Raw genomic sequence first — 15,744 nt, 5'->3', positions numbered from 1 at the left:
AGCCCTTACTTGGAGTAGAGCTCGACAATCAGGCTTTCGTTGATGTCGGCGGACAGATCACTGCGAGCTGGAACGTTCTTGAAAACGCCCGACTTCTTCTCAGTGTCTACTTCTACCCATTCTACGCGGCCACGTTGGGCACACAGATCGAGAGCTTGGACAATGCGAAGTTGATTTTTTGCTTTCTCGCGAACAGCGACCACGTCACCAGCACGAACCTGGTAGGACGGAACGTTAACGGTCTGACCGTTTACGCTGATCGACTTGTGCGATACCAGCTGACGGGATTCGGCACGAGTCGAACCAAAGCCCATACGGTATACAACGTTGTCCAGACGGCATTCGAGCAGTTGCAGCAGGTTTTCACCGGTTGCACCTTTCTTGCCAGCAGCTTCTTTGTAGTAGCCGCTGAATTGACGCTCGAGAACGCCGTAGATACGACGGACCTTCTGCTTTTCACGCAGTTGGGTGCCGTAATCGGACTGGCGACCGCGGCGTTGGCCGTGGATACCAGGTGCTGCTTCAATGTTGCACTTCGATTCGATCGCGCGCACGCCGCTCTTCAGGAAGAGATCGGTGCCTTCGCGACGAGCGAGTTTGCATTTTGGACCAATGTAACGAGCCATTCTTTACAATCTCCTGGATTACACGCGGCGCTTCTTCGGCGGACGGCACCCGTTGTGCGGGATTGGCGTCACGTCGGTGATGCTGGCGATCTTGTAGCCACAGCCGTTCAAAGCGCGGACTGCGGATTCACGACCTGGACCTGGACCTTTGACGTTGACGTCGAGGTTTTTCAGGCCGTATTCCAGCGCAGCTTGACCAGCACGTTCAGCAGCTACTTGAGCAGCAAACGGGGTGGACTTGCGGGAACCGCGGAAACCCGAACCACCGGAGGTAGCCCAGGAAAGAGCGTTACCTTGACGGTCGGTGATGGTCACGATGGTGTTGTTAAAAGATGCATGGATGTGGGCGATGCCATCAACCACTGTCTTTTTAACTTTTTTACGAGGACGAGCAGCAGGTTTTGCCATGATTAAATTCCTGTCGATTCGCTGGGGCGATTACTTGCGGATCGGCTTACGCGGACCTTTACGGGTACGCGCGTTGGTCTTGGTACGCTGACCGCGTACTGGAAGACCGCGACGATGACGCAGACCGCGATAGCAACCGAGGTCCATCAAGCGCTTGATTTTCATGTTGATTTCGCGACGCAGGTCACCTTCAGTGGTGAACTTCGCCACTTCGCCACGCAGCTGTTCAATTTGCTCGTCGCTCAGATCTTTGATCTTTGCTGCTGGGTTTACCCCAGTCTCTGCACAAATTTTCTGTGCAGTAGTGCGACCAACACCATAGATGTAGGTCAGCGAGATAACAGTATGCTTGTTATCTGGAATGTTAACGCCTGCAATACGGGCCATTCAGTGGGACTCCAATTGACAGCTACCTACGCCCCGGAAGCCAAGAAATAGGGCGCGAGATAATATCGCTGTAATAACAAATAATCAACCCGGCAGCGCACTAGCTGCCGGGCTTGAAGCACAATCACACTCAGCCTTGGCGCTGTTTGTGACGCGGTTCCGCGCTGCAAATTACTCGAACAACACCTTCGCGGCGAATAATCTTGCAGTTACGGCACAGCTTTTTCACCGATGCACGAACTTTCATCACCAACTCCTCGAACCTTATAGGTCAGCGCAGCATGCCGCTGCCGTAACCCTTCAGGTTGGCTTTCTTCATCAGGGATTCGTACTGGTGCGAAACGAGGTGCGATTGTACTTGGGACATGAAGTCCATCACAACCACGACGACGATCAGCAACGAGGTCCCGCCAAGGTAGAACGGTACGTTGGCTGCAACCACCAGGAACTGGGGCAACAGGCAGACGGCCGTCATGTAAAGAGCACCGAACATGGTCAAGCGAGTCAGAACGCCATCAATGTAGCGCGCAGACTGCTCACCTGGACGGATGCCCGGAATAAAGGCACCGGACTTCTTCAGGTTTTCCGCTACGTCTTTCGGATTGAACATCAACGCCGTATAGAAGAAGCAGAAGAAAATAATCCCTGCACTAAACAGCAGAATATTCAACGGCTGACCAGGAGCGATCGACTGCGAGATGTCCTGCAACCAGCCCATACCTTCAGACTGACCGAACCAGGCACCCAACGAAGCCGGGAACAGCAAAATGCTGCTCGCGAAAATAGCCGGAATAACACCGGCCATGTTCACCTTCAGCGGCAAGTGGCTGGTCTGCGCAGCGAAGACCTTGCGGCCCTGCTGACGCTTGGCGTAGTGAACAGCAATACGACGCTGACCACGCTCAATGAACACCACGAAACCGATAATCGCTACTGCCAGCAAACCGATGGCAACCAGGGCGAAGATGTTGATATCACCCTGACGTGCAGACTCGAAAGACTGCCCGATCGCTCTCGGAAGACCGGCGACGATACCCGAAAAAATCAACATCGAGATACCGTTGCCAACACCACGCTCAGTAATCTGCTCACCCAGCCACATCATGAACATCGCACCAGCCACAAACGTGGATACCGCGACGAAATGGAAGCCAAAGTCACCAGTGAACGCAACGCCCTGCCCCGCCAGACCAATGGACATGCCAATGGCCTGGACGAGAGCGAGGACGACAGTGCCGTAGCGGGTGTACTGGCTGATCTTGCGACGGCCAGCTTCACCTTCCTTCTTCAACTGCTCCAGCTGCGGGCTGACGGCGGTCATCAGTTGCATGATGATCGATGCCGAGATGTACGGCATGATCCCCAGTGCAAAGATGCTCATCCGTTCCAGCGCGCCGCCGGAAAACATGTTGAACAAGCTAAGAATGGTCCCCTCATTCTGTCGAAACAGGTCCGCGAGTCGGTCCGGGTTGATACCTGGAACCGGGATGTGTGCGCCTATTCGGTAGACGATAATCGCCAGGAACAGAAAACGCAGACGAGCCCAGAGTTCAGACATACCGCCTTTGCCGAGCGCAGAGAGAGCACCTTGCTTAGCCATTTATTCCTCGAACTTGCCGCCAGCTGCTTCGATAGCCGCACGCGCACCTTTGGTGGCGCCGATTCCCTTGCCGATAGTGACAGCGCGAGTCACTTCACCGGACAGCATGATTTTCACACGCTGTACGTTGACGTTGATCACGTTGGCATCTTTCAGGGACTGCACGGTGACGATGTCGCCTTCCACTTTAGCCAGCTCGGACAGACGCACTTCTGCGCGGTCCATGGCTTTCAGGGAAACGAAACCGAACTTCGGCAGGCGACGATGCAGCGGCTGTTGACCGCCTTCAAAGCCTGGAGCAATGGTGCCACCGGAGCGGGAGGTCTGACCTTTGTGACCACGGCCACCAGTCTTACCCAAACCGCTACCGATACCACGGCCCGGACGATGCTTTTCGCGACGGGAACCCGGCGCTGGACTCAGATCATTGAGTTTCATCGATTAACCCTCGACACGCAGCATGTAGTAAGCCTTGTTGATCATCCCGCGATTCTCGGGAGTATCCAGGACTTCTACAGTGTGACCGATGCGACGCAGACCCAGACCCTTAACGCACAGCTTGTGGTTAGGGATGCGGCCGGTCATGCTTTTGATCAGCGTTACTTTTACGGTAGCCATGATCAGAAGATCTCCTTGACGCTTTTGCCACGCTTGGCGGCAATGGATTCAGGAGACTGCATTGCTTTCAAACCCTTGAAAGTGGCGTGAACCACGTTTACCGGGTTAGTCGAGCCGTAGCACTTGGCCAGAACGTTCTGAACGCCCGCAACTTCGAGGACAGCACGCATAGCGCCGCCAGCGATGATACCGGTACCTTCAGAAGCAGGCTGCATGTACACCTTCGAAGCGCCGTGAGCGGACTTCATTGCGTACTGCAGAGTGGTGCCGTTCAGATCAACCTGGATCATGTTGCGGCGAGCAGCTTCCATTGCCTTCTGGATCGCAGCAGGCACTTCACGCGACTTGCCACGGCCGAAGCCAACACGGCCCTTACCATCACCAACCACGGTCAACGCGGTGAAAGTGAAGATACGGCCGCCTTTAACGGTTTTGGCTACGCGGTTAACTTGAACCAGCTTCTCGATGTAGCCTTCGTCGCGCTTTTGGTCGTTATTTGACATAACTTAGAACTCCAGCCCAGCTTCACGAGCAGCATCAGCCAGCGCTTTAACGCGGCCGTGATACTTGAAGCCAGAGCGGTCGAAAGCCACTTGCGAGACGCCAGCGGCCTTAGCACGCGTAGCGACCAGCTGGCCAACCTTAGTGGCCGCGTCGATGTTGCCGGTGGCACCATCACGCAGTTCTTTATCCAAAGTCGAGGCGCTTGCCAGGACTTTGTTGCCGTCGGCCGAAATGACCTGGGCGTAGATGTGCTGCGAAGAGCGGAACACGCAGAGACGCACGACTTCGAGTTCGTGCATTTTCAGGCGTGCTTTGCGAGCGCGACGCAGTCGAGTAACTTTTTTGTCGGTCATTTGCTATGCCCTACTTCTTCTTGGCTTCTTTACGACGGACGACTTCGTCCGCGTAGCGCACACCTTTGCCTTTGTACGGCTCTGGTGGACGGAAGTCGCGGATCTCGGCGGCCACTTGACCTACCAGCTGCTTGTCGATGCCCTTGATCAGGATATCGGTCTGGCTAGGAGTCTCAGCGGTGATGCCTTCCGGCAGTTCGTAATCCACTGGGTGCGAGAAGCCAAGAGCCAGGTTCAGCACTGTGCCTTTTGCTTGCGCTTTGTAACCAACACCGACCAGCTGGAGCTTGCGCTCGAAGCCTTGGCTTACGCCTTGGACCATGTTGTTTACCAACGCACGAGTGGTACCAGCCATTGCGCGAGTCTGTTGATCGCCATTGCGAGCAGCGAAACGCAGCTCACCGGCTTCTTCAACGATCTCAACGGACGAATGGATGTTCAGTTCGAGAGTGCCCTTGGCACCCTTCACCGAAAGCTGTTGGCCTGCGAATTTTACTTCGACACCGGCTGGCAGCTTAACGGGGTTCTTAGCGACGCGAGACATGCTTATCCCCCCTTAGAACACAGTGCAAAGAACTTCGCCGCCGACACCGGCAGCGCGCGCAGCACGATCAGTCATCACACCCTTGTTGGTGGAGACGATAGACACACCGAGACCGCCACGAACTTTTGGCAGATCATCGACGGACTTGTACTGACGCAGGCCTGGACGGCTAACGCGCTTCACTTCTTCGATAACCGGACGGCCTTCGAAGTACTTCAGCTCGATGGACAGCAGTGGTTTGATTTCGCTGCTGATCTGATAACCCGCAATGTAACCTTCGTCCTTCAGGACTTTGGCAACAGCTACCTTCAACGTGGAAGATGGCATGCTTACGACGGACTTTTCAGCCATCTGGGCATTACGGATACGAGTTAGCATGTCCGCTAACGGGTCCTGCATACTCATGGGCTAGACGCTCCTAATACAAAAAAATTAGCCTTGCGGCTATTACGTGTCGCCGAGAATCTCCGAGCATGAAAAACACGGGCTCAGGCGAGCCGGGTATTCTAGACACACCCCAGAAATGAATCAAGCCCCAAAAGGGGCTTGATCCAGATTCAAGGCCACCGGTGGTCAGGATCTTGCGATCCTGGACACCGAGACTTTGACAGTACTTACCAGCTGGCTTTAACCAGACCCGGTACGTCACCACGCATGGCAGCTTCACGCAGCTTGTTACGGCCGAGGCCGAACTTGCGGTAAACGCCGTGTGGACGACCGGTCAGGCGGCAGCGGTTACGCATGCGCGAAGCGCTTGCGTCACGTGGCTGCTTCTGCAGGGCTACTGTAGCTTCCCAACGCGCTTCTGGACTTGCGTTCAGATCAACGATGATAGCTTTCAGTGCTGCACGCTTCTTGGCGTACTTGGCAACCGTGAGCTGACGCTTCAGCTCGCGGTTTTTCATGCTCATCTTGGCCATGGTCCTACTCCAATCAGTTGCGGAACGGGAATTTGAACGCACGCAGCAGAGCGCGGCCTTCATCATCGTTCTTGGCAGTGGTGGTCAGGGTGATGTCCAGACCGCGGAGAGCATCGATCTTGTCGTAGTCGATTTCCGGGAAGATGATCTGCTCTTTCACGCCCATGCTGTAGTTGCCACGACCATCGAAGGACTTGGCATTCAGGCCGCGGAAGTCGCGAACCCGAGGCAGGGAGATCGACAGCAGACGATCCAGGAACTCGTACATACGCTCACGGCGCAGGGTCACTTTGACGCCGATCGGCCAACCTTCACGGACTTTAAAGCCAGCGATGGATTTGCGAGCGTAGGTCACAACGACTTTCTGGCCGGTGATCTTTTCCAGGTCAGCAACAGCGTGCTCGATGACTTTTTTGTCGCCGATCGCTTCGCCCAGACCCATGTTCAAGGTGATTTTGGTAACGCGCGGAACTTCCATCACGTTCGAAAGCTTAAGTTCTTCCTTAAGTTTCGGAGCAATTTCCTTCCGGTAAATCTCTTTTAGTCGTGCCATGGTCTCATCTACCTAGCAGTGTTCAAGCATCAACCGCTTTTTGGGTCGACTTGAAGACACGAATTTTCTTGCCGTCTTCTACTTTGAAACCAACGCGGTCAGCCTTGTTGGTTTCGCCGTTGAAAATGGCGACGTTAGAAGCATCCAGTGGAGCTTCTTTTTCGACGATACCGCCCTGCACGCCCGACATCGGGTTAGGCTTGGTATGACGCTTGACCAGGTTCAGACCACCAATAACCAAACGGTTGTTAGCGAGAACCTTAAGCACCTTACCGCGCTTACCTTTGTCTTTGCCGGCGATCACGATGATCTCGTCGTCACGACGAATCTTTTGCATGTCGGATCTCCTTACAGCACTTCTGGGGCGAGCGAGACGATCTTCATGAACTTCTCAGTACGAAGTTCACGGGTCACTGGCCCAAAGATACGGGTGCCGATCGGCTCTTGCTTGTTGTTCAACAGAACAGCAGCGTTGCCATCAAAGCGGATAATGGAGCCATCAGCACGACGTACGCCGTGACGAGTGCGGACTACAACAGCAGTCATCACTTGGCCTTTTTTCACTTTACCGCGAGGAATTGCTTCCTTGACGGTAACTTTGATGATGTCACCGATACCAGCGTAACGACGATGGGAGCCACCCAGCACCTTGATGCACATAACGCGGCGAGCGCCGCTGTTATCGGCCACATCGAGCATGGATTGAGTCTGAATCATATAATTTCTCCGACCCCTAGTCCTTAGACTTCCACAGCGCGTTCGAGAACATCAACCAGCGCCCAAGACTTGGTCTTGGCCAAAGGACGAGTTTCACGAATAGTGACTTTGTCGCCGATGTGGCACTGATTGGTTTCGTCGTGCGCGTGCAGCTTAGTCGAACGCTTAACGTATTTACCGTAGATCGGGTGCTTAACGCGACGCTCGATCAGAACGGTGATGGTTTTGTCCATCTTGTCGCTGACAACACGGCCAGTCAGCGTACGGACAGTTTTTTCGGCTTCAGCCATGATTACTTACCTGCCTGCTGGTTGAGCACAGTCTTCACGCGAGCGATGTCACGCTTAACTTGCGAGAGCAGATGAGACTGCCCCAACTGGCCAGTTGCTTTCTGCATACGCAGATTGAACTGGTCGCGCAGCAAGCCGAGCAGTTGCTCGTTCAGCTGCTGTGCGGATTTTTCACGAAGTTCATTCGCTTTCATCACATCACCGTCCGTTTAACAAAGGAGGTGGCGAGCGGCAGCTTTGCAGCAGCCAGGGCGAAAGCCTCACGCGCCAGCTCTTCAGAAACACCCTCGATTTCATACAGGACTTTGCCTGGCTGAATCTGGGCAACCCAGTATTCGACGTTACCCTTACCTTTACCCATCCGAACTTCGAGTGGCTTCTTGGAAATAGGCTTGTCCGGGAATACACGGATCCAGATCTTGCCGCCACGTTTAACGTGACGGGTCAGTGCACGACGCGCTGACTCGATCTGACGAGCGGTGAGACGACCACGAGCTACAGACTTCAGCGCGAACTCGCCGAAGCTGACTTTGCTACCGCGCTGAGCCAGACCACGGTTGTGGCCTGTCATCTGCTTGCGGAACTTCGTACGCTTTGGTTGCAACATTTGGCGTACCCCTTACTTAGCAGCTTTTTTACGAGGCGCTGGTGCTTGTGGTTTCAGTTCTTCTTGGCGACCACCAATTACTTCGCCTTTGAAGATCCAAACCTTTACACCGATCACACCGTAAGTGGTGTGAGCTTCGTAGTTGGCATAGTCGATGTCGGCACGCAGGGTGTGCAGTGGCACACGACCTTCGCGATACCATTCAGTACGTGCGATTTCAGCACCGCCGAGACGACCGCTCACTTGGATTTTGATGCCTTTGGCACCAATGCGCATGGCGTTCTGTACGGCGCGCTTCATAGCGCGACGGAACATTACGCGACGCTCCAGCTGCTGAGCTACGCTCTGCGCAACCAGCATACCGTCGAGCTCCGGCTTGCGGATCTCTTCGATATTGATGTGCACAGGCACACCCATTTGCTTGGTCAGGTCCTGACGCAGTTTCTCAACATCTTCACCTTTCTTCCCGATAACGATACCTGGACGAGCGGTGTGGATGGTGATACGTGCAGTTTGGGCCGGACGATGGATATCGATACGGCTTACGGACGCGCTTTTTAGTTTGTCTTGGAGATACTCACGCACCTTCAGATCTGCGAGCAAATAGTCCGCATAAGTCCGACCGTCTGCGTACCAGACGGAGGTGTGCTCCTTGACGATTCCCAGGCGAATGCCAATGGGATGTACTTTCTGACCCATCTCTTCGACTCCGTTACTTGTCAGCAACCTTGACAGTGATATGGCAAGACCGCTTGACGATGCGATCAGCACGGCCTTTGGCACGTGGCATGATGCGCTTCAGCGAACGCCCTTCGTTGACGAAAACGGTGCTGACCTTCAGGTCATCAACGTCTGCGCCTTCGTTATGCTCGGCGTTGGCTACGGCCGACTCCAGCACTTTCTTCATGATCTCGGCGGCTTTCTTACTGCTGAAAGCCAACAGGTTGAGCGCTTCGCCCACCTTCTTCCCGCGGATCTGGTCGGCGACCAAGCGGGCTTTCTGGGCGGAGATTCGAGCGCCCGACAACTTAGCGGCTACTTCCATTTCCTAACCCCTTAACGCTTGGCTTTCTTGTCTGCCACGTGCCCGCGATAAGTGCGGGTACCGGCGAACTCGCCCAGTTTGTGGCCGACCATGTCTTCGTTCACGAGAACTGGGACGTGCTGACGACCGTTGTGTACTGCGATGGTCAGACCGACCATTTGTGGCAGGATCATCGAACGACGCGACCAGGTTTTCACCGGTTTGCGATCGTTCTTTTCCGCCGCCACTTCGATCTTCTTCAGTAGGTGAAGATCGATAAAAGGACCTTTTTTCAGAGAACGTGGCACTGTCGTATCCCTCTATTTACTTGCGACGACGGACGATCATTTTGTCGGTACGCTTATTACCACGAGTCTTCGCGCCCTTAGTCGGGAAGCCCCATGGCGATACCGGATGACGACCACCAGAGGTACGACCTTCACCACCACCATGTGGGTGGTCAACCGGGTTCATGGCAACACCACGAACGGTTGGGCGAACGCCACGCCAGCGTTTGGCACCAGCTTTACCCAGCGAACGCAGGCTGTGCTCGGAGTTCGAGACTTCGCCCAGGGTCGCACGGCATTCAGCCAGGACTTTACGCATTTCACCGGAACGCAGACGCAGGGTAACGTACACGCCTTCACGAGCGATCAGCTGAGCCGAAGCACCAGCGGAACGAGCGATCTGAGCGCCTTTACCTGGCTTCAATTCGATGCCGTGTACGGTGCTACCAACTGGAATGTTGCGCAGTTGCAGAGCGTTGCCCGGCTTGATCGGTGCCAGGGCACCTGCGATCAGCTGGTCGCCAGCGCTCACGCCTTTAGGGGCGATGATGTAGCGACGCTCGCCATCTGCGTACAGCAGCAGAGCGATGTGAGCAGTACGGTTTGGATCGTATTCGATACGCTCGACAGTGGCAGCGATGCCATCTTTGTCGTTGCGACGGAAGTCGACCAGACGATAATGCTGCTTATGACCACCACCGATGTGACGAGTGGTAATACGGCCATTGTTGTTACGACCACCAGACTTCGATTTCTTCTCGAGCAGCGGTGCGTGAGGAGCGCCTTTATGCAGCTCCTGGTTGACCACCTTGACCACAAAACGGCGGCCAGGGGAAGTCGGTTTGCATTTAACGATTGCCATGATGCACCCCTTCCTTACTCAGCACTGCTGCTGAAATCGAGATCTTGGCCTGGCTGAAGGGAGATAACTGCCTTCTTCCAGTCATTACGCTTGCCCAGACCGCGAGCAGTGCGCTTGCTCTTACCCAGAACATTCAGGGTAGTAACACGCTCTACTTTCACGCTGAACAGGCTTTCGACGGCCTTCTTGATTTCCAGCTTGGTTGCGTCGGTAGCAACCTTGAAAACGAACTGGCCTTTCTTGTCTGCCAGAACCGTAGCCTTCTCGGAAACGTGCGGGCCAAGCAGAACTTTAAATACGCGTTCCTGGTTCATCCCAGCAGCTCCTCGAATTTCTTCACGGCCGACACGGTGATCAACACCTTGTCGTATGCGATCAGACTAACTGGATCGGAACCTTGCACGTCACGTACATCTACGTGTGGCAGGTTACGAGCAGCCAGGTACAGGTTCTGATCAACAGCGTCGGACACGATCAGAACGTCGGTCAGGCTCATGTTGTTCAGTTTGCCCAGCAGGTCTTTGGTTTTCGGCGTTTCAACGGCGAAATCCTGAACCACGACCAGACGATCAGTACGCACCAGCTCAGCAAGGATGGAACGCATTGCTGCGCGATACATCTTCTTGTTCAGCTTCTGGGAGTGATCCTGAGGACGAGCTGCGAAAGTGGTACCGCCGCCACGCCAGATTGGGCTACGGATAGTACCGGCACGAGCACGGCCAGTACCTTTCTGACGCCATGGGCGCTTACCGCCACCACGAACGTCGGAACGGGTCTTTTGCTGCTTGGAACCCTGACGGCCGCCAGCCATGTAGGCTACGACTGCTTGGTGAACCAGCGTCTCGTTGAATTCGCCGCCAAATGTCAGTTCGGAAACTTCGATCGCTTGAGCGTCATTTACATTTAATTGCATGTCAGCTTCCCCTTAACCGCGAGCCTTGGCTGCTGGACGTACAACCAAGTTGCCGCCAGTAGCGCCAGGAACAGCGCCCTTGACCAACAACAGATTGCGTTCAGCGTCCACGCGCACTACTTCGAGGGACTGCACGGTCACGCGCTCAGCGCCCATATGACCGGACATTTTTTTGCCCTTGAATACACGACCAGGAGTCTGGCACTGGCCGATAGAGCCTGGAACGCGGTGGGATACGGAGTTACCGTGGGTGTTATCTTGCCCGCGGAAATTCCAACGCTTGATCGTACCCTGGAAGCCTTTACCCTTGGACTGACCGGTTACATCAACCAGTTGACCAGCGGCGAAGATTTCAGCGTTGATCAGATCGCCGGCCTGGTACTCGCCTTCTTCAAGGCGGAATTCCATTACGGTACGACCAGCGGCAACGTTCGCTTTAGCGAAGTGGCCAGCCTGAGCTGCTGTTACACGCGAAGCACGACGCTCGCCGACAGTGACTTGCACTGCACGATAGCCATCGGTCTCTTCAGTTTTGAACTGGGTGACGCGATTCGGCTCGATCTCAATGACCGTGACCGGAATGGAGACACCTTCTTCGGTGAAAATACGGGTCATACCGCATTTACGACCGACTACACCAATAGTCATGTTGTAAACCTCATGAGTGTACGGGGCTTTCACCCGCTATGGCCGCCCATTTCAGAGCGTTACACGACTAAGACCGAGTCTTAGCCGAGGCTGATCTGTACTTCCACACCGGCCGCCAGATCAAGCTTCATAAGTGCATCAACGGTTTTATCCGTTGGCTGGACGATGTCCAGTACGCGCTTATGAGTACGGATCTCGTACTGGTCACGCGCGTCTTTGTTGACGTGCGGGGAGACCAGAACGGTGAACCGCTCTTTACGGGTAGGCAGTGGAATTGGACCACGCACTTGTGCACCAGTACGTTTCGCGGTTTCCACGATTTCCTGGGTGGATTGGTCGATCAGGCGATGGTCAAAAGCCTTCAACCTGATACGGATTTGCTGATTTTGCATTGGATTTCAGACTCCGGCTGCTATTCCCAGCGAGCGCAATACGCCCGTTAAAAGGAGGCGCAATTCTATAGACGCCCCAGATAGGTGTCAACCCAATAAAAAAGCCCCCGCTGAGCGGGGGCTTTTCAAAGCATCGAAGCTATCTCAAAAGAGATGCTTACTCGATGATTTTGGCTACGACGCCAGCGCCGACGGTACGACCGCCTTCACGGATAGCGAAACGCAGGCCGTCTTCCATCGCGATGGTCTTGATCAGGGTAACTTCCATCTGGATGTTATCACCTGGCATTACCATTTCAACGCCTTCTGGCAGCTGGCAGTTACCAGTCACGTCAGTAGTACGGAAGTAGAACTGTGGACGGTAGCCTTTGAAGAACGGAGTGTGACGACCGCCTTCTTCCTTGCTCAGAACGTAAACTTCTGCGGTGAACTTGGTGTGCGGCTTAACCGAACCCGGCTTAACCAGAACCTGGCCACGCTCAACGTCGTCACGCTTGGTACCACGCAGCAGAACGCCGCAGTTCTCGCCAGCACGACCTTCGTCGAGCAGTTTGCGGAACATTTCAACACCGGTGCAGGTGGTGGTGGTGGTGTCACGCAGACCAACGATTTCCAGAGCATCTTGAACGCGAACGATACCGCGCTCGATACGACCCGTCACAACAGTACCACGACCMGAGATCGAGAATACGTCTTCGATTGGCATCAGGAATGGCTTGTCGATAGCACGCTCTGGCTCTGGGATGTAGCTGTCCAGAGTTTCAACCAGTTTACGAACGGCAGTGGTGCCCATTTCGTTGTCGTCTTTGCCTTCCAGCGCCATACGAGCCGAACCGATGATGATTGGAGTGTCATCGCCCGGGAAGTCGTAGGTGGACAGCAGGTCGCGAACTTCCATCTCGACCAGTTCCAGCAGCTCAGCGTCGTCTACCAGGTCAGCCTTGTTCAGGAAAACCACGATGTACGGAACGCCTACCTGACGGGACAGCAGGATGTGTTCACGGGTTTGTGGCATCGGACCATCAGCGGCCGAGCAAACCAGGATCGCGCCGTCCATCTGGGCAGCACCGGTGATCATGTTCTTCACATAGTCAGCGTGACCTGGGCAGTCAACGTGAGCGTAGTGACGGATCTTCGAGTTGTACTCGACGTGCGCGGTGTTGATGGTGATACCACGAGCTTTTTCTTCTGGAGCGCTGTCGATTTTATCGAAATCAACGATTGCAGAACCGAAAACTTCGGAGCAAACGCGAGTCAGAGCTGCGGTCAGAGTGGTTTTACCGTGGTCAACGTGACCGATGGTGCCAACGTTGACGTGCGGTAGGGAACGATCAAATTTTTCTTTAGCCACGACAATTAACTCCTTGCCTAAAGGACTGAATCAGCCTTGTTTTTTGGTTACAGTTTCGACGATGTGCGACGGAGCTGTATTGTATTTTTTGAATTCCATAGAGTAGCTTGCGCGCCCCTGGGACATCGAACGAACGTCGGTCGCATAACCGAACATCTCGCCCAACGGAACTTCAGCACGGATCACCTTGCCGGAGACCGTGTCTTCCATACCCAGAATCATGCCGCGACGACGGTTAAGGTCGCCCATCACGTCACCCATATAGTCTTCAGGCGTAACAACCTCTACCGCCATGATCGGCTCGAGCAACTCACCACCGCCCTTCTGGGCCAGTTGCTTGGTCGCCATGGAAGCAGCCACCTTAAACGCCATCTCGTTCGAGTCGACGTCGTGGTAAGAACCATCAAACACGGTAGCCTTCAGGCCGATCAGCGGATAGCCGGCAACTACGCCGTTCTTCATCTGCTCTTCGATACCCTTCTGGATAGCCGGGATGTATTCCTTAGGAACCACACCACCCACTACTTCGTTCACGAATTGCAGACCTTCCTGACCTTCGTCAGCAGGAGCAAAACGGATCCAGCAATGGCCGAACTGGCCACGACCGCCGGACTGACGAACGAACTTGCCTTCGATTTCGCAATTCTTCGTGATGCGCTCACGATACGAAACCTGAGGCTTGCCGATGTTGGCTTCGACGTTGAACTCACGGCGCATCCGGTCAACCAGGATGTCCAGGTGCAACTCGCCCATGCCAGAGATGATCGTTTGACCAGTCTCTTCATCAGTCTTGACGCGGAAAGACGGGTCTTCCTGAGCAAGTTTGCCCAGAGCGATACCCATTTTTTCCTGGTCATCCTTGGTCTTAGGCTCAACGGCAACCGAAATAACCGGCTCCGGGAAGTCCATGCGAACCAGGATGATTGGCTTGTCAGCGTTGCACAAGGTTTCACCAGTGGTGACGTCCTTCATGCCGATCAGGGCCGCGATGTCACCAGCGCGTACTTCCTTGATCTCTTCGCGGGCGTTTGCGTGCATCTGCACCATACGGCCCACGCGCTCTTTCTTGCCTTTGACCGAGTTGATCACGCCGTCGCCGGAGGCCAACACGCCCGAGTAAACACGGACGAAAGTCAAGGTACCCACGAATGGGTCGGTAGCGATCTTGAACGCCAGAGCCGAGAACGGCTCGTTGTCGTCTGCATGACGCTCCATCTGCTTTTCCTCGTCATCCGGGTCAGTACCCTTGATGGCAGGAATGTCGGTTGGAGCCGGCAGGTAGTCGATAACGGCGTCGAGAACCAGGGGAACACCCTTGTTCTTGAAGGAAGAACCGCAAACAGCCAGAACGATCTCACCAGCGATAGTACGCTGACGCAGAGCACCCTTGATTTCCTCGATGGTGAGTTCTTCACCTTCAAGGTACTTGTTCATCAGCTCTTCGCTGGCTTCGGCCGCAGCCTCAACCATGTTGTTGCGCCACTCTTCAGCCAGTTCCTGCAATTCAGCAGGGATAGCTTCACGACGAGGAGTCATACCCTTGTCGGCATCGTTCCAGTAAACCGCTTCCATGGTCATCAGATCGATCTGACCCTGGAAGTTGTCTTCGGAACCGATAGCCAGCTGGATAGGCACCGGAGTGTGACCCAGACGCTGCTTGATCTGAGCGATCACACGCAGGAAGTTCGCACCGGCACGGTCCATCTTGTTCACGTAAACGATACGTGGAACACCGTACTTGTTGGCTTGACGCCATACGGTTTCGGACTGCGGCTCAACGCCGGAAGTACCGCAGAACACAACGACCGCGCCGTCGAGTACGCGCAGGGAACGTTCAACTTCAATAGTGAAGTCTACGTGGCCCGGGGTATCGATGACGTTGAAACGGTACTGGTCCTTGTGCTGCTTCGCAGAACCCTGCCAGAAGGCGGTAATGGCAGCAGAAGTAATGGTAATACCACGCTCCTGCTCCTGCACCATCCAGTCTGTGGTCGCGGCGCCGTCATGCACCTCGCCCATTTTGTGACTTTTGCCAGTGTAAAAAAGGACGCGCTCAGTGGTGGTGGTTTTACCAGCATCCACGTGTGCAACGATACCAATGTTACGGTAGCGATTAATCGGTGTTGTACGAGCCATAAAG

The 15,744-nt window shown here is 54.7% G+C and carries 28 protein-coding genes; all 28 read right to left on the bottom strand.

Annotated elements, in window-relative coordinates:
- Positions 1 to 5: 5 nt before the first annotated feature.
- Positions 6 to 626, bottom strand: a complete 621-nt coding sequence (gene rpsD, locus AC1DWG_RS14575) for a 30S ribosomal protein S4 (RefSeq protein ID WP_003176404.1) — start codon at positions 624 to 626, stop codon at positions 6 to 8.
- A gap of 18 nt (positions 627 to 644) precedes the next feature.
- Entirely contained in the window at positions 645 to 1,034 is a 390-nt protein-coding gene (gene rpsK / locus AC1DWG_RS14570; RefSeq protein WP_002555466.1) for a 30S ribosomal protein S11, read from the bottom strand.
- Positions 1,035 to 1,064: 30 nt separating this feature from the next.
- A complete protein-coding gene (gene rpsM / locus AC1DWG_RS14565) occupies positions 1,065 to 1,421 on the bottom strand; it encodes a 30S ribosomal protein S13 (RefSeq protein ID WP_009045849.1) in 357 nt (118 codons plus the stop codon).
- A 130-nt stretch (positions 1,422 to 1,551) separates the two neighbouring features.
- The gene (gene rpmJ, locus AC1DWG_RS14560) at positions 1,552 to 1,668 is read right to left on the bottom strand and encodes a 50S ribosomal protein L36 (protein ID WP_002555468.1); all 117 of its coding nucleotides are present in this window, start codon (positions 1,666 to 1,668) and stop codon (positions 1,552 to 1,554) included.
- 24 nt (positions 1,669 to 1,692) lie between these two features.
- Entirely contained in the window at positions 1,693 to 3,021 is a 1,329-nt protein-coding gene (gene secY, locus AC1DWG_RS14555) for a preprotein translocase subunit SecY (RefSeq protein ID WP_003228718.1), read from the bottom strand.
- Positions 3,022 to 3,459 (bottom strand): 50S ribosomal protein L15, encoded by a 438-nt coding sequence (gene rplO, locus AC1DWG_RS14550; RefSeq protein WP_003228720.1) that lies wholly within the window; start codon positions 3,457 to 3,459, stop codon positions 3,022 to 3,024.
- A 3-nt stretch (positions 3,460 to 3,462) separates the two neighbouring features.
- Positions 3,463 to 3,639, bottom strand: coding sequence for a 50S ribosomal protein L30 (gene rpmD, locus AC1DWG_RS14545; RefSeq protein ID WP_003186033.1), 177 nt, complete (start codon positions 3,637 to 3,639; stop codon positions 3,463 to 3,465).
- A 2-nt stretch (positions 3,640 to 3,641) separates the two neighbouring features.
- Positions 3,642 to 4,142 (bottom strand): 30S ribosomal protein S5, encoded by a 501-nt coding sequence (rpsE, locus tag AC1DWG_RS14540; RefSeq protein ID WP_003186035.1) that lies wholly within the window; start codon positions 4,140 to 4,142, stop codon positions 3,642 to 3,644.
- 3 nt (positions 4,143 to 4,145) lie between these two features.
- Entirely contained in the window at positions 4,146 to 4,496 is a 351-nt protein-coding gene (gene rplR, locus AC1DWG_RS14535; RefSeq protein WP_003186037.1) for a 50S ribosomal protein L18, read from the bottom strand.
- Between the two features lie 10 nt (positions 4,497 to 4,506).
- Positions 4,507 to 5,040, bottom strand: a complete 534-nt coding sequence (rplF, locus tag AC1DWG_RS14530; RefSeq protein ID WP_003176412.1) for a 50S ribosomal protein L6 — start codon at positions 5,038 to 5,040, stop codon at positions 4,507 to 4,509.
- A gap of 12 nt (positions 5,041 to 5,052) precedes the next feature.
- A complete protein-coding gene (gene rpsH / locus AC1DWG_RS14525) occupies positions 5,053 to 5,445 on the bottom strand; it encodes a 30S ribosomal protein S8 (RefSeq protein ID WP_003186040.1) in 393 nt (130 codons plus the stop codon).
- Positions 5,446 to 5,654: 209 nt separating this feature from the next.
- The gene (gene rpsN / locus AC1DWG_RS14520) at positions 5,655 to 5,960 is read right to left on the bottom strand and encodes a 30S ribosomal protein S14 (protein ID WP_003176414.1); all 306 of its coding nucleotides are present in this window, start codon (positions 5,958 to 5,960) and stop codon (positions 5,655 to 5,657) included.
- Between the two features lie 13 nt (positions 5,961 to 5,973).
- The gene (gene rplE, locus AC1DWG_RS14515; RefSeq protein WP_003210069.1) at positions 5,974 to 6,513 is read right to left on the bottom strand and encodes a 50S ribosomal protein L5; all 540 of its coding nucleotides are present in this window, start codon (positions 6,511 to 6,513) and stop codon (positions 5,974 to 5,976) included.
- A gap of 22 nt (positions 6,514 to 6,535) precedes the next feature.
- A complete protein-coding gene (rplX, locus tag AC1DWG_RS14510) occupies positions 6,536 to 6,850 on the bottom strand; it encodes a 50S ribosomal protein L24 (protein ID WP_003176416.1) in 315 nt (104 codons plus the stop codon).
- 11 nt (positions 6,851 to 6,861) lie between these two features.
- Positions 6,862 to 7,230, bottom strand: coding sequence for a 50S ribosomal protein L14 (rplN, locus tag AC1DWG_RS14505; protein WP_002555479.1), 369 nt, complete (start codon positions 7,228 to 7,230; stop codon positions 6,862 to 6,864).
- Positions 7,231 to 7,253: 23 nt separating this feature from the next.
- On the bottom strand, positions 7,254 to 7,520 hold the full coding sequence (gene rpsQ, locus AC1DWG_RS14500; RefSeq protein WP_003176419.1) for a 30S ribosomal protein S17: 267 nt from the start codon (positions 7,518 to 7,520) through the stop codon (positions 7,254 to 7,256).
- A 2-nt stretch (positions 7,521 to 7,522) separates the two neighbouring features.
- A complete protein-coding gene (gene rpmC / locus AC1DWG_RS14495; RefSeq protein ID WP_002555481.1) occupies positions 7,523 to 7,714 on the bottom strand; it encodes a 50S ribosomal protein L29 in 192 nt (63 codons plus the stop codon).
- Positions 7,714 to 8,127 (bottom strand): 50S ribosomal protein L16, encoded by a 414-nt coding sequence (gene rplP / locus AC1DWG_RS14490; protein WP_003176421.1) that lies wholly within the window; start codon positions 8,125 to 8,127, stop codon positions 7,714 to 7,716. The genes rpmC and rplP overlap by 1 nt, the downstream gene beginning before the upstream one ends.
- 12 nt (positions 8,128 to 8,139) lie before the next feature.
- On the bottom strand, positions 8,140 to 8,826 hold the full coding sequence (gene rpsC, locus AC1DWG_RS14485; RefSeq protein ID WP_008065719.1) for a 30S ribosomal protein S3: 687 nt from the start codon (positions 8,824 to 8,826) through the stop codon (positions 8,140 to 8,142).
- Positions 8,827 to 8,839: 13 nt separating this feature from the next.
- Complete coding sequence (gene rplV, locus AC1DWG_RS14480; protein WP_003103908.1) at positions 8,840 to 9,172, bottom strand: 50S ribosomal protein L22; 333 nt, start codon at positions 9,170 to 9,172, stop codon at positions 8,840 to 8,842.
- Positions 9,173 to 9,183: 11 nt separating this feature from the next.
- Positions 9,184 to 9,459, bottom strand: coding sequence for a 30S ribosomal protein S19 (gene rpsS, locus AC1DWG_RS14475; protein WP_002555486.1), 276 nt, complete (start codon positions 9,457 to 9,459; stop codon positions 9,184 to 9,186).
- A 16-nt stretch (positions 9,460 to 9,475) separates the two neighbouring features.
- Positions 9,476 to 10,300, bottom strand: a complete 825-nt coding sequence (gene rplB / locus AC1DWG_RS14470) for a 50S ribosomal protein L2 (protein ID WP_003186055.1) — start codon at positions 10,298 to 10,300, stop codon at positions 9,476 to 9,478.
- A gap of 14 nt (positions 10,301 to 10,314) precedes the next feature.
- Positions 10,315 to 10,614, bottom strand: a complete 300-nt coding sequence (gene rplW / locus AC1DWG_RS14465; RefSeq protein ID WP_002555488.1) for a 50S ribosomal protein L23 — start codon at positions 10,612 to 10,614, stop codon at positions 10,315 to 10,317.
- Positions 10,611 to 11,213 carry a 50S ribosomal protein L4 gene (gene rplD, locus AC1DWG_RS14460; protein ID WP_003228735.1) on the bottom strand — a complete coding sequence of 201 codons (603 nt, stop codon included), beginning with the start codon at positions 11,211 to 11,213 and terminating at the stop codon, positions 10,611 to 10,613. The genes rplW and rplD overlap by 4 nt, the downstream gene beginning before the upstream one ends.
- Positions 11,214 to 11,225: 12 nt before the next feature.
- Positions 11,226 to 11,861 carry a 50S ribosomal protein L3 gene (gene rplC, locus AC1DWG_RS14455; protein ID WP_003186059.1) on the bottom strand — a complete coding sequence of 212 codons (636 nt, stop codon included), beginning with the start codon at positions 11,859 to 11,861 and terminating at the stop codon, positions 11,226 to 11,228.
- Between the two features lie 80 nt (positions 11,862 to 11,941).
- The gene (gene rpsJ, locus AC1DWG_RS14450; RefSeq protein ID WP_003186070.1) at positions 11,942 to 12,253 is read right to left on the bottom strand and encodes a 30S ribosomal protein S10; all 312 of its coding nucleotides are present in this window, start codon (positions 12,251 to 12,253) and stop codon (positions 11,942 to 11,944) included.
- A 157-nt stretch (positions 12,254 to 12,410) separates the two neighbouring features.
- Positions 12,411 to 13,604 carry an elongation factor Tu gene (gene tuf / locus AC1DWG_RS14445; protein ID WP_008053875.1) on the bottom strand — a complete coding sequence of 398 codons (1,194 nt, stop codon included), beginning with the start codon at positions 13,602 to 13,604 and terminating at the stop codon, positions 12,411 to 12,413.
- A gap of 30 nt (positions 13,605 to 13,634) precedes the next feature.
- Positions 13,635 to 15,740, bottom strand: a complete 2,106-nt coding sequence (fusA, locus tag AC1DWG_RS14440) for an elongation factor G (protein ID WP_007994652.1) — start codon at positions 15,738 to 15,740, stop codon at positions 13,635 to 13,637.
- Positions 15,741 to 15,744: the final 4 nt, after the last annotated feature.

Source organism: Pseudomonas sp. P4_B3 (genome assembly GCF_056402295.1).
This window is presented reverse-complemented; position numbering and strand designations above follow the sequence as displayed.

Excerpts from the sequence above, each read along its gene's own strand:
- rplC (WP_003186059.1), bottom strand. The coding sequence starts at position 11,861 with ATGACTATTGGTGTAGTCGGTCGTAAATGCGGTATGACCCGTATTTTC.
- rpsD (WP_003176404.1), bottom strand. The coding sequence starts at position 626 with ATGGCTCGTTACATTGGTCCAAAATGCAAACTCGCTCGTCGCGAAGGC.
- rplR (WP_003186037.1), bottom strand. The coding sequence starts at position 4,496 with ATGACCGACAAAAAAGTTACTCGACTGCGTCGCGCTCGCAAAGCACGC.
- rpsQ (WP_003176419.1), bottom strand. The coding sequence starts at position 7,520 with ATGGCTGAAGCCGAAAAAACTGTCCGTACGCTGACTGGCCGTGTTGTC.
- rplB (WP_003186055.1), bottom strand. The coding sequence starts at position 10,300 with ATGGCAATCGTTAAATGCAAACCGACTTCCCCTGGCCGCCGTTTTGTG.
- rplP (WP_003176421.1), bottom strand. The coding sequence starts at position 8,127 with ATGTTGCAACCAAAGCGTACGAAGTTCCGCAAGCAGATGACAGGCCAC.
- secY (WP_003228718.1), bottom strand. The coding sequence starts at position 3,021 with ATGGCTAAGCAAGGTGCTCTCTCTGCGCTCGGCAAAGGCGGTATGTCT.
- rplX (WP_003176416.1), bottom strand. The coding sequence starts at position 6,850 with ATGCAAAAGATTCGTCGTGACGACGAGATCATCGTGATCGCCGGCAAA.
- rplE (WP_003210069.1), bottom strand. The coding sequence starts at position 6,513 with ATGGCACGACTAAAAGAGATTTACCGGAAGGAAATTGCTCCGAAACTT.
- rplO (WP_003228720.1), bottom strand. The coding sequence starts at position 3,459 with ATGAAACTCAATGATCTGAGTCCAGCGCCGGGTTCCCGTCGCGAAAAG.
- rplN (WP_002555479.1), bottom strand. The coding sequence starts at position 7,230 with ATGATTCAGACTCAATCCATGCTCGATGTGGCCGATAACAGCGGCGCT.
- rpsE (WP_003186035.1), bottom strand. The coding sequence starts at position 4,142 with ATGTCAAATAACGACCAAAAGCGCGACGAAGGCTACATCGAGAAGCTG.
- rplW (WP_002555488.1), bottom strand. The coding sequence starts at position 10,614 with ATGAACCAGGAACGCGTATTTAAAGTTCTGCTTGGCCCGCACGTTTCC.
- rpsH (WP_003186040.1), bottom strand. The coding sequence starts at position 5,445 with ATGAGTATGCAGGACCCGTTAGCGGACATGCTAACTCGTATCCGTAAT.
- rpmD (WP_003186033.1), bottom strand. The coding sequence starts at position 3,639 with ATGGCTACCGTAAAAGTAACGCTGATCAAAAGCATGACCGGCCGCATC.
- rpsJ (WP_003186070.1), bottom strand. The coding sequence starts at position 12,253 with ATGCAAAATCAGCAAATCCGTATCAGGTTGAAGGCTTTTGACCATCGC.
- rplV (WP_003103908.1), bottom strand. The coding sequence starts at position 9,172 with ATGGAAGTAGCCGCTAAGTTGTCGGGCGCTCGAATCTCCGCCCAGAAA.
- rpmJ (WP_002555468.1), bottom strand. The coding sequence starts at position 1,668 with ATGAAAGTTCGTGCATCGGTGAAAAAGCTGTGCCGTAACTGCAAGATT.
- rpsK (WP_002555466.1), bottom strand. The coding sequence starts at position 1,034 with ATGGCAAAACCTGCTGCTCGTCCTCGTAAAAAAGTTAAAAAGACAGTG.
- fusA (WP_007994652.1), bottom strand. The coding sequence starts at position 15,740 with ATGGCTCGTACAACACCGATTAATCGCTACCGTAACATTGGTATCGTT.
- rpmC (WP_002555481.1), bottom strand. The coding sequence starts at position 7,714 with ATGAAAGCGAATGAACTTCGTGAAAAATCCGCACAGCAGCTGAACGAG.
- rpsC (WP_008065719.1), bottom strand. The coding sequence starts at position 8,826 with ATGGGTCAGAAAGTACATCCCATTGGCATTCGCCTGGGAATCGTCAAG.
- rpsM (WP_009045849.1), bottom strand. The coding sequence starts at position 1,421 with ATGGCCCGTATTGCAGGCGTTAACATTCCAGATAACAAGCATACTGTT.
- rplF (WP_003176412.1), bottom strand. The coding sequence starts at position 5,040 with ATGTCTCGCGTCGCTAAGAACCCCGTTAAGCTGCCAGCCGGTGTCGAA.
- rpsN (WP_003176414.1), bottom strand. The coding sequence starts at position 5,960 with ATGGCCAAGATGAGCATGAAAAACCGCGAGCTGAAGCGTCAGCTCACG.
- rplD (WP_003228735.1), bottom strand. The coding sequence starts at position 11,213 with ATGCAATTAAATGTAAATGACGCTCAAGCGATCGAAGTTTCCGAACTG.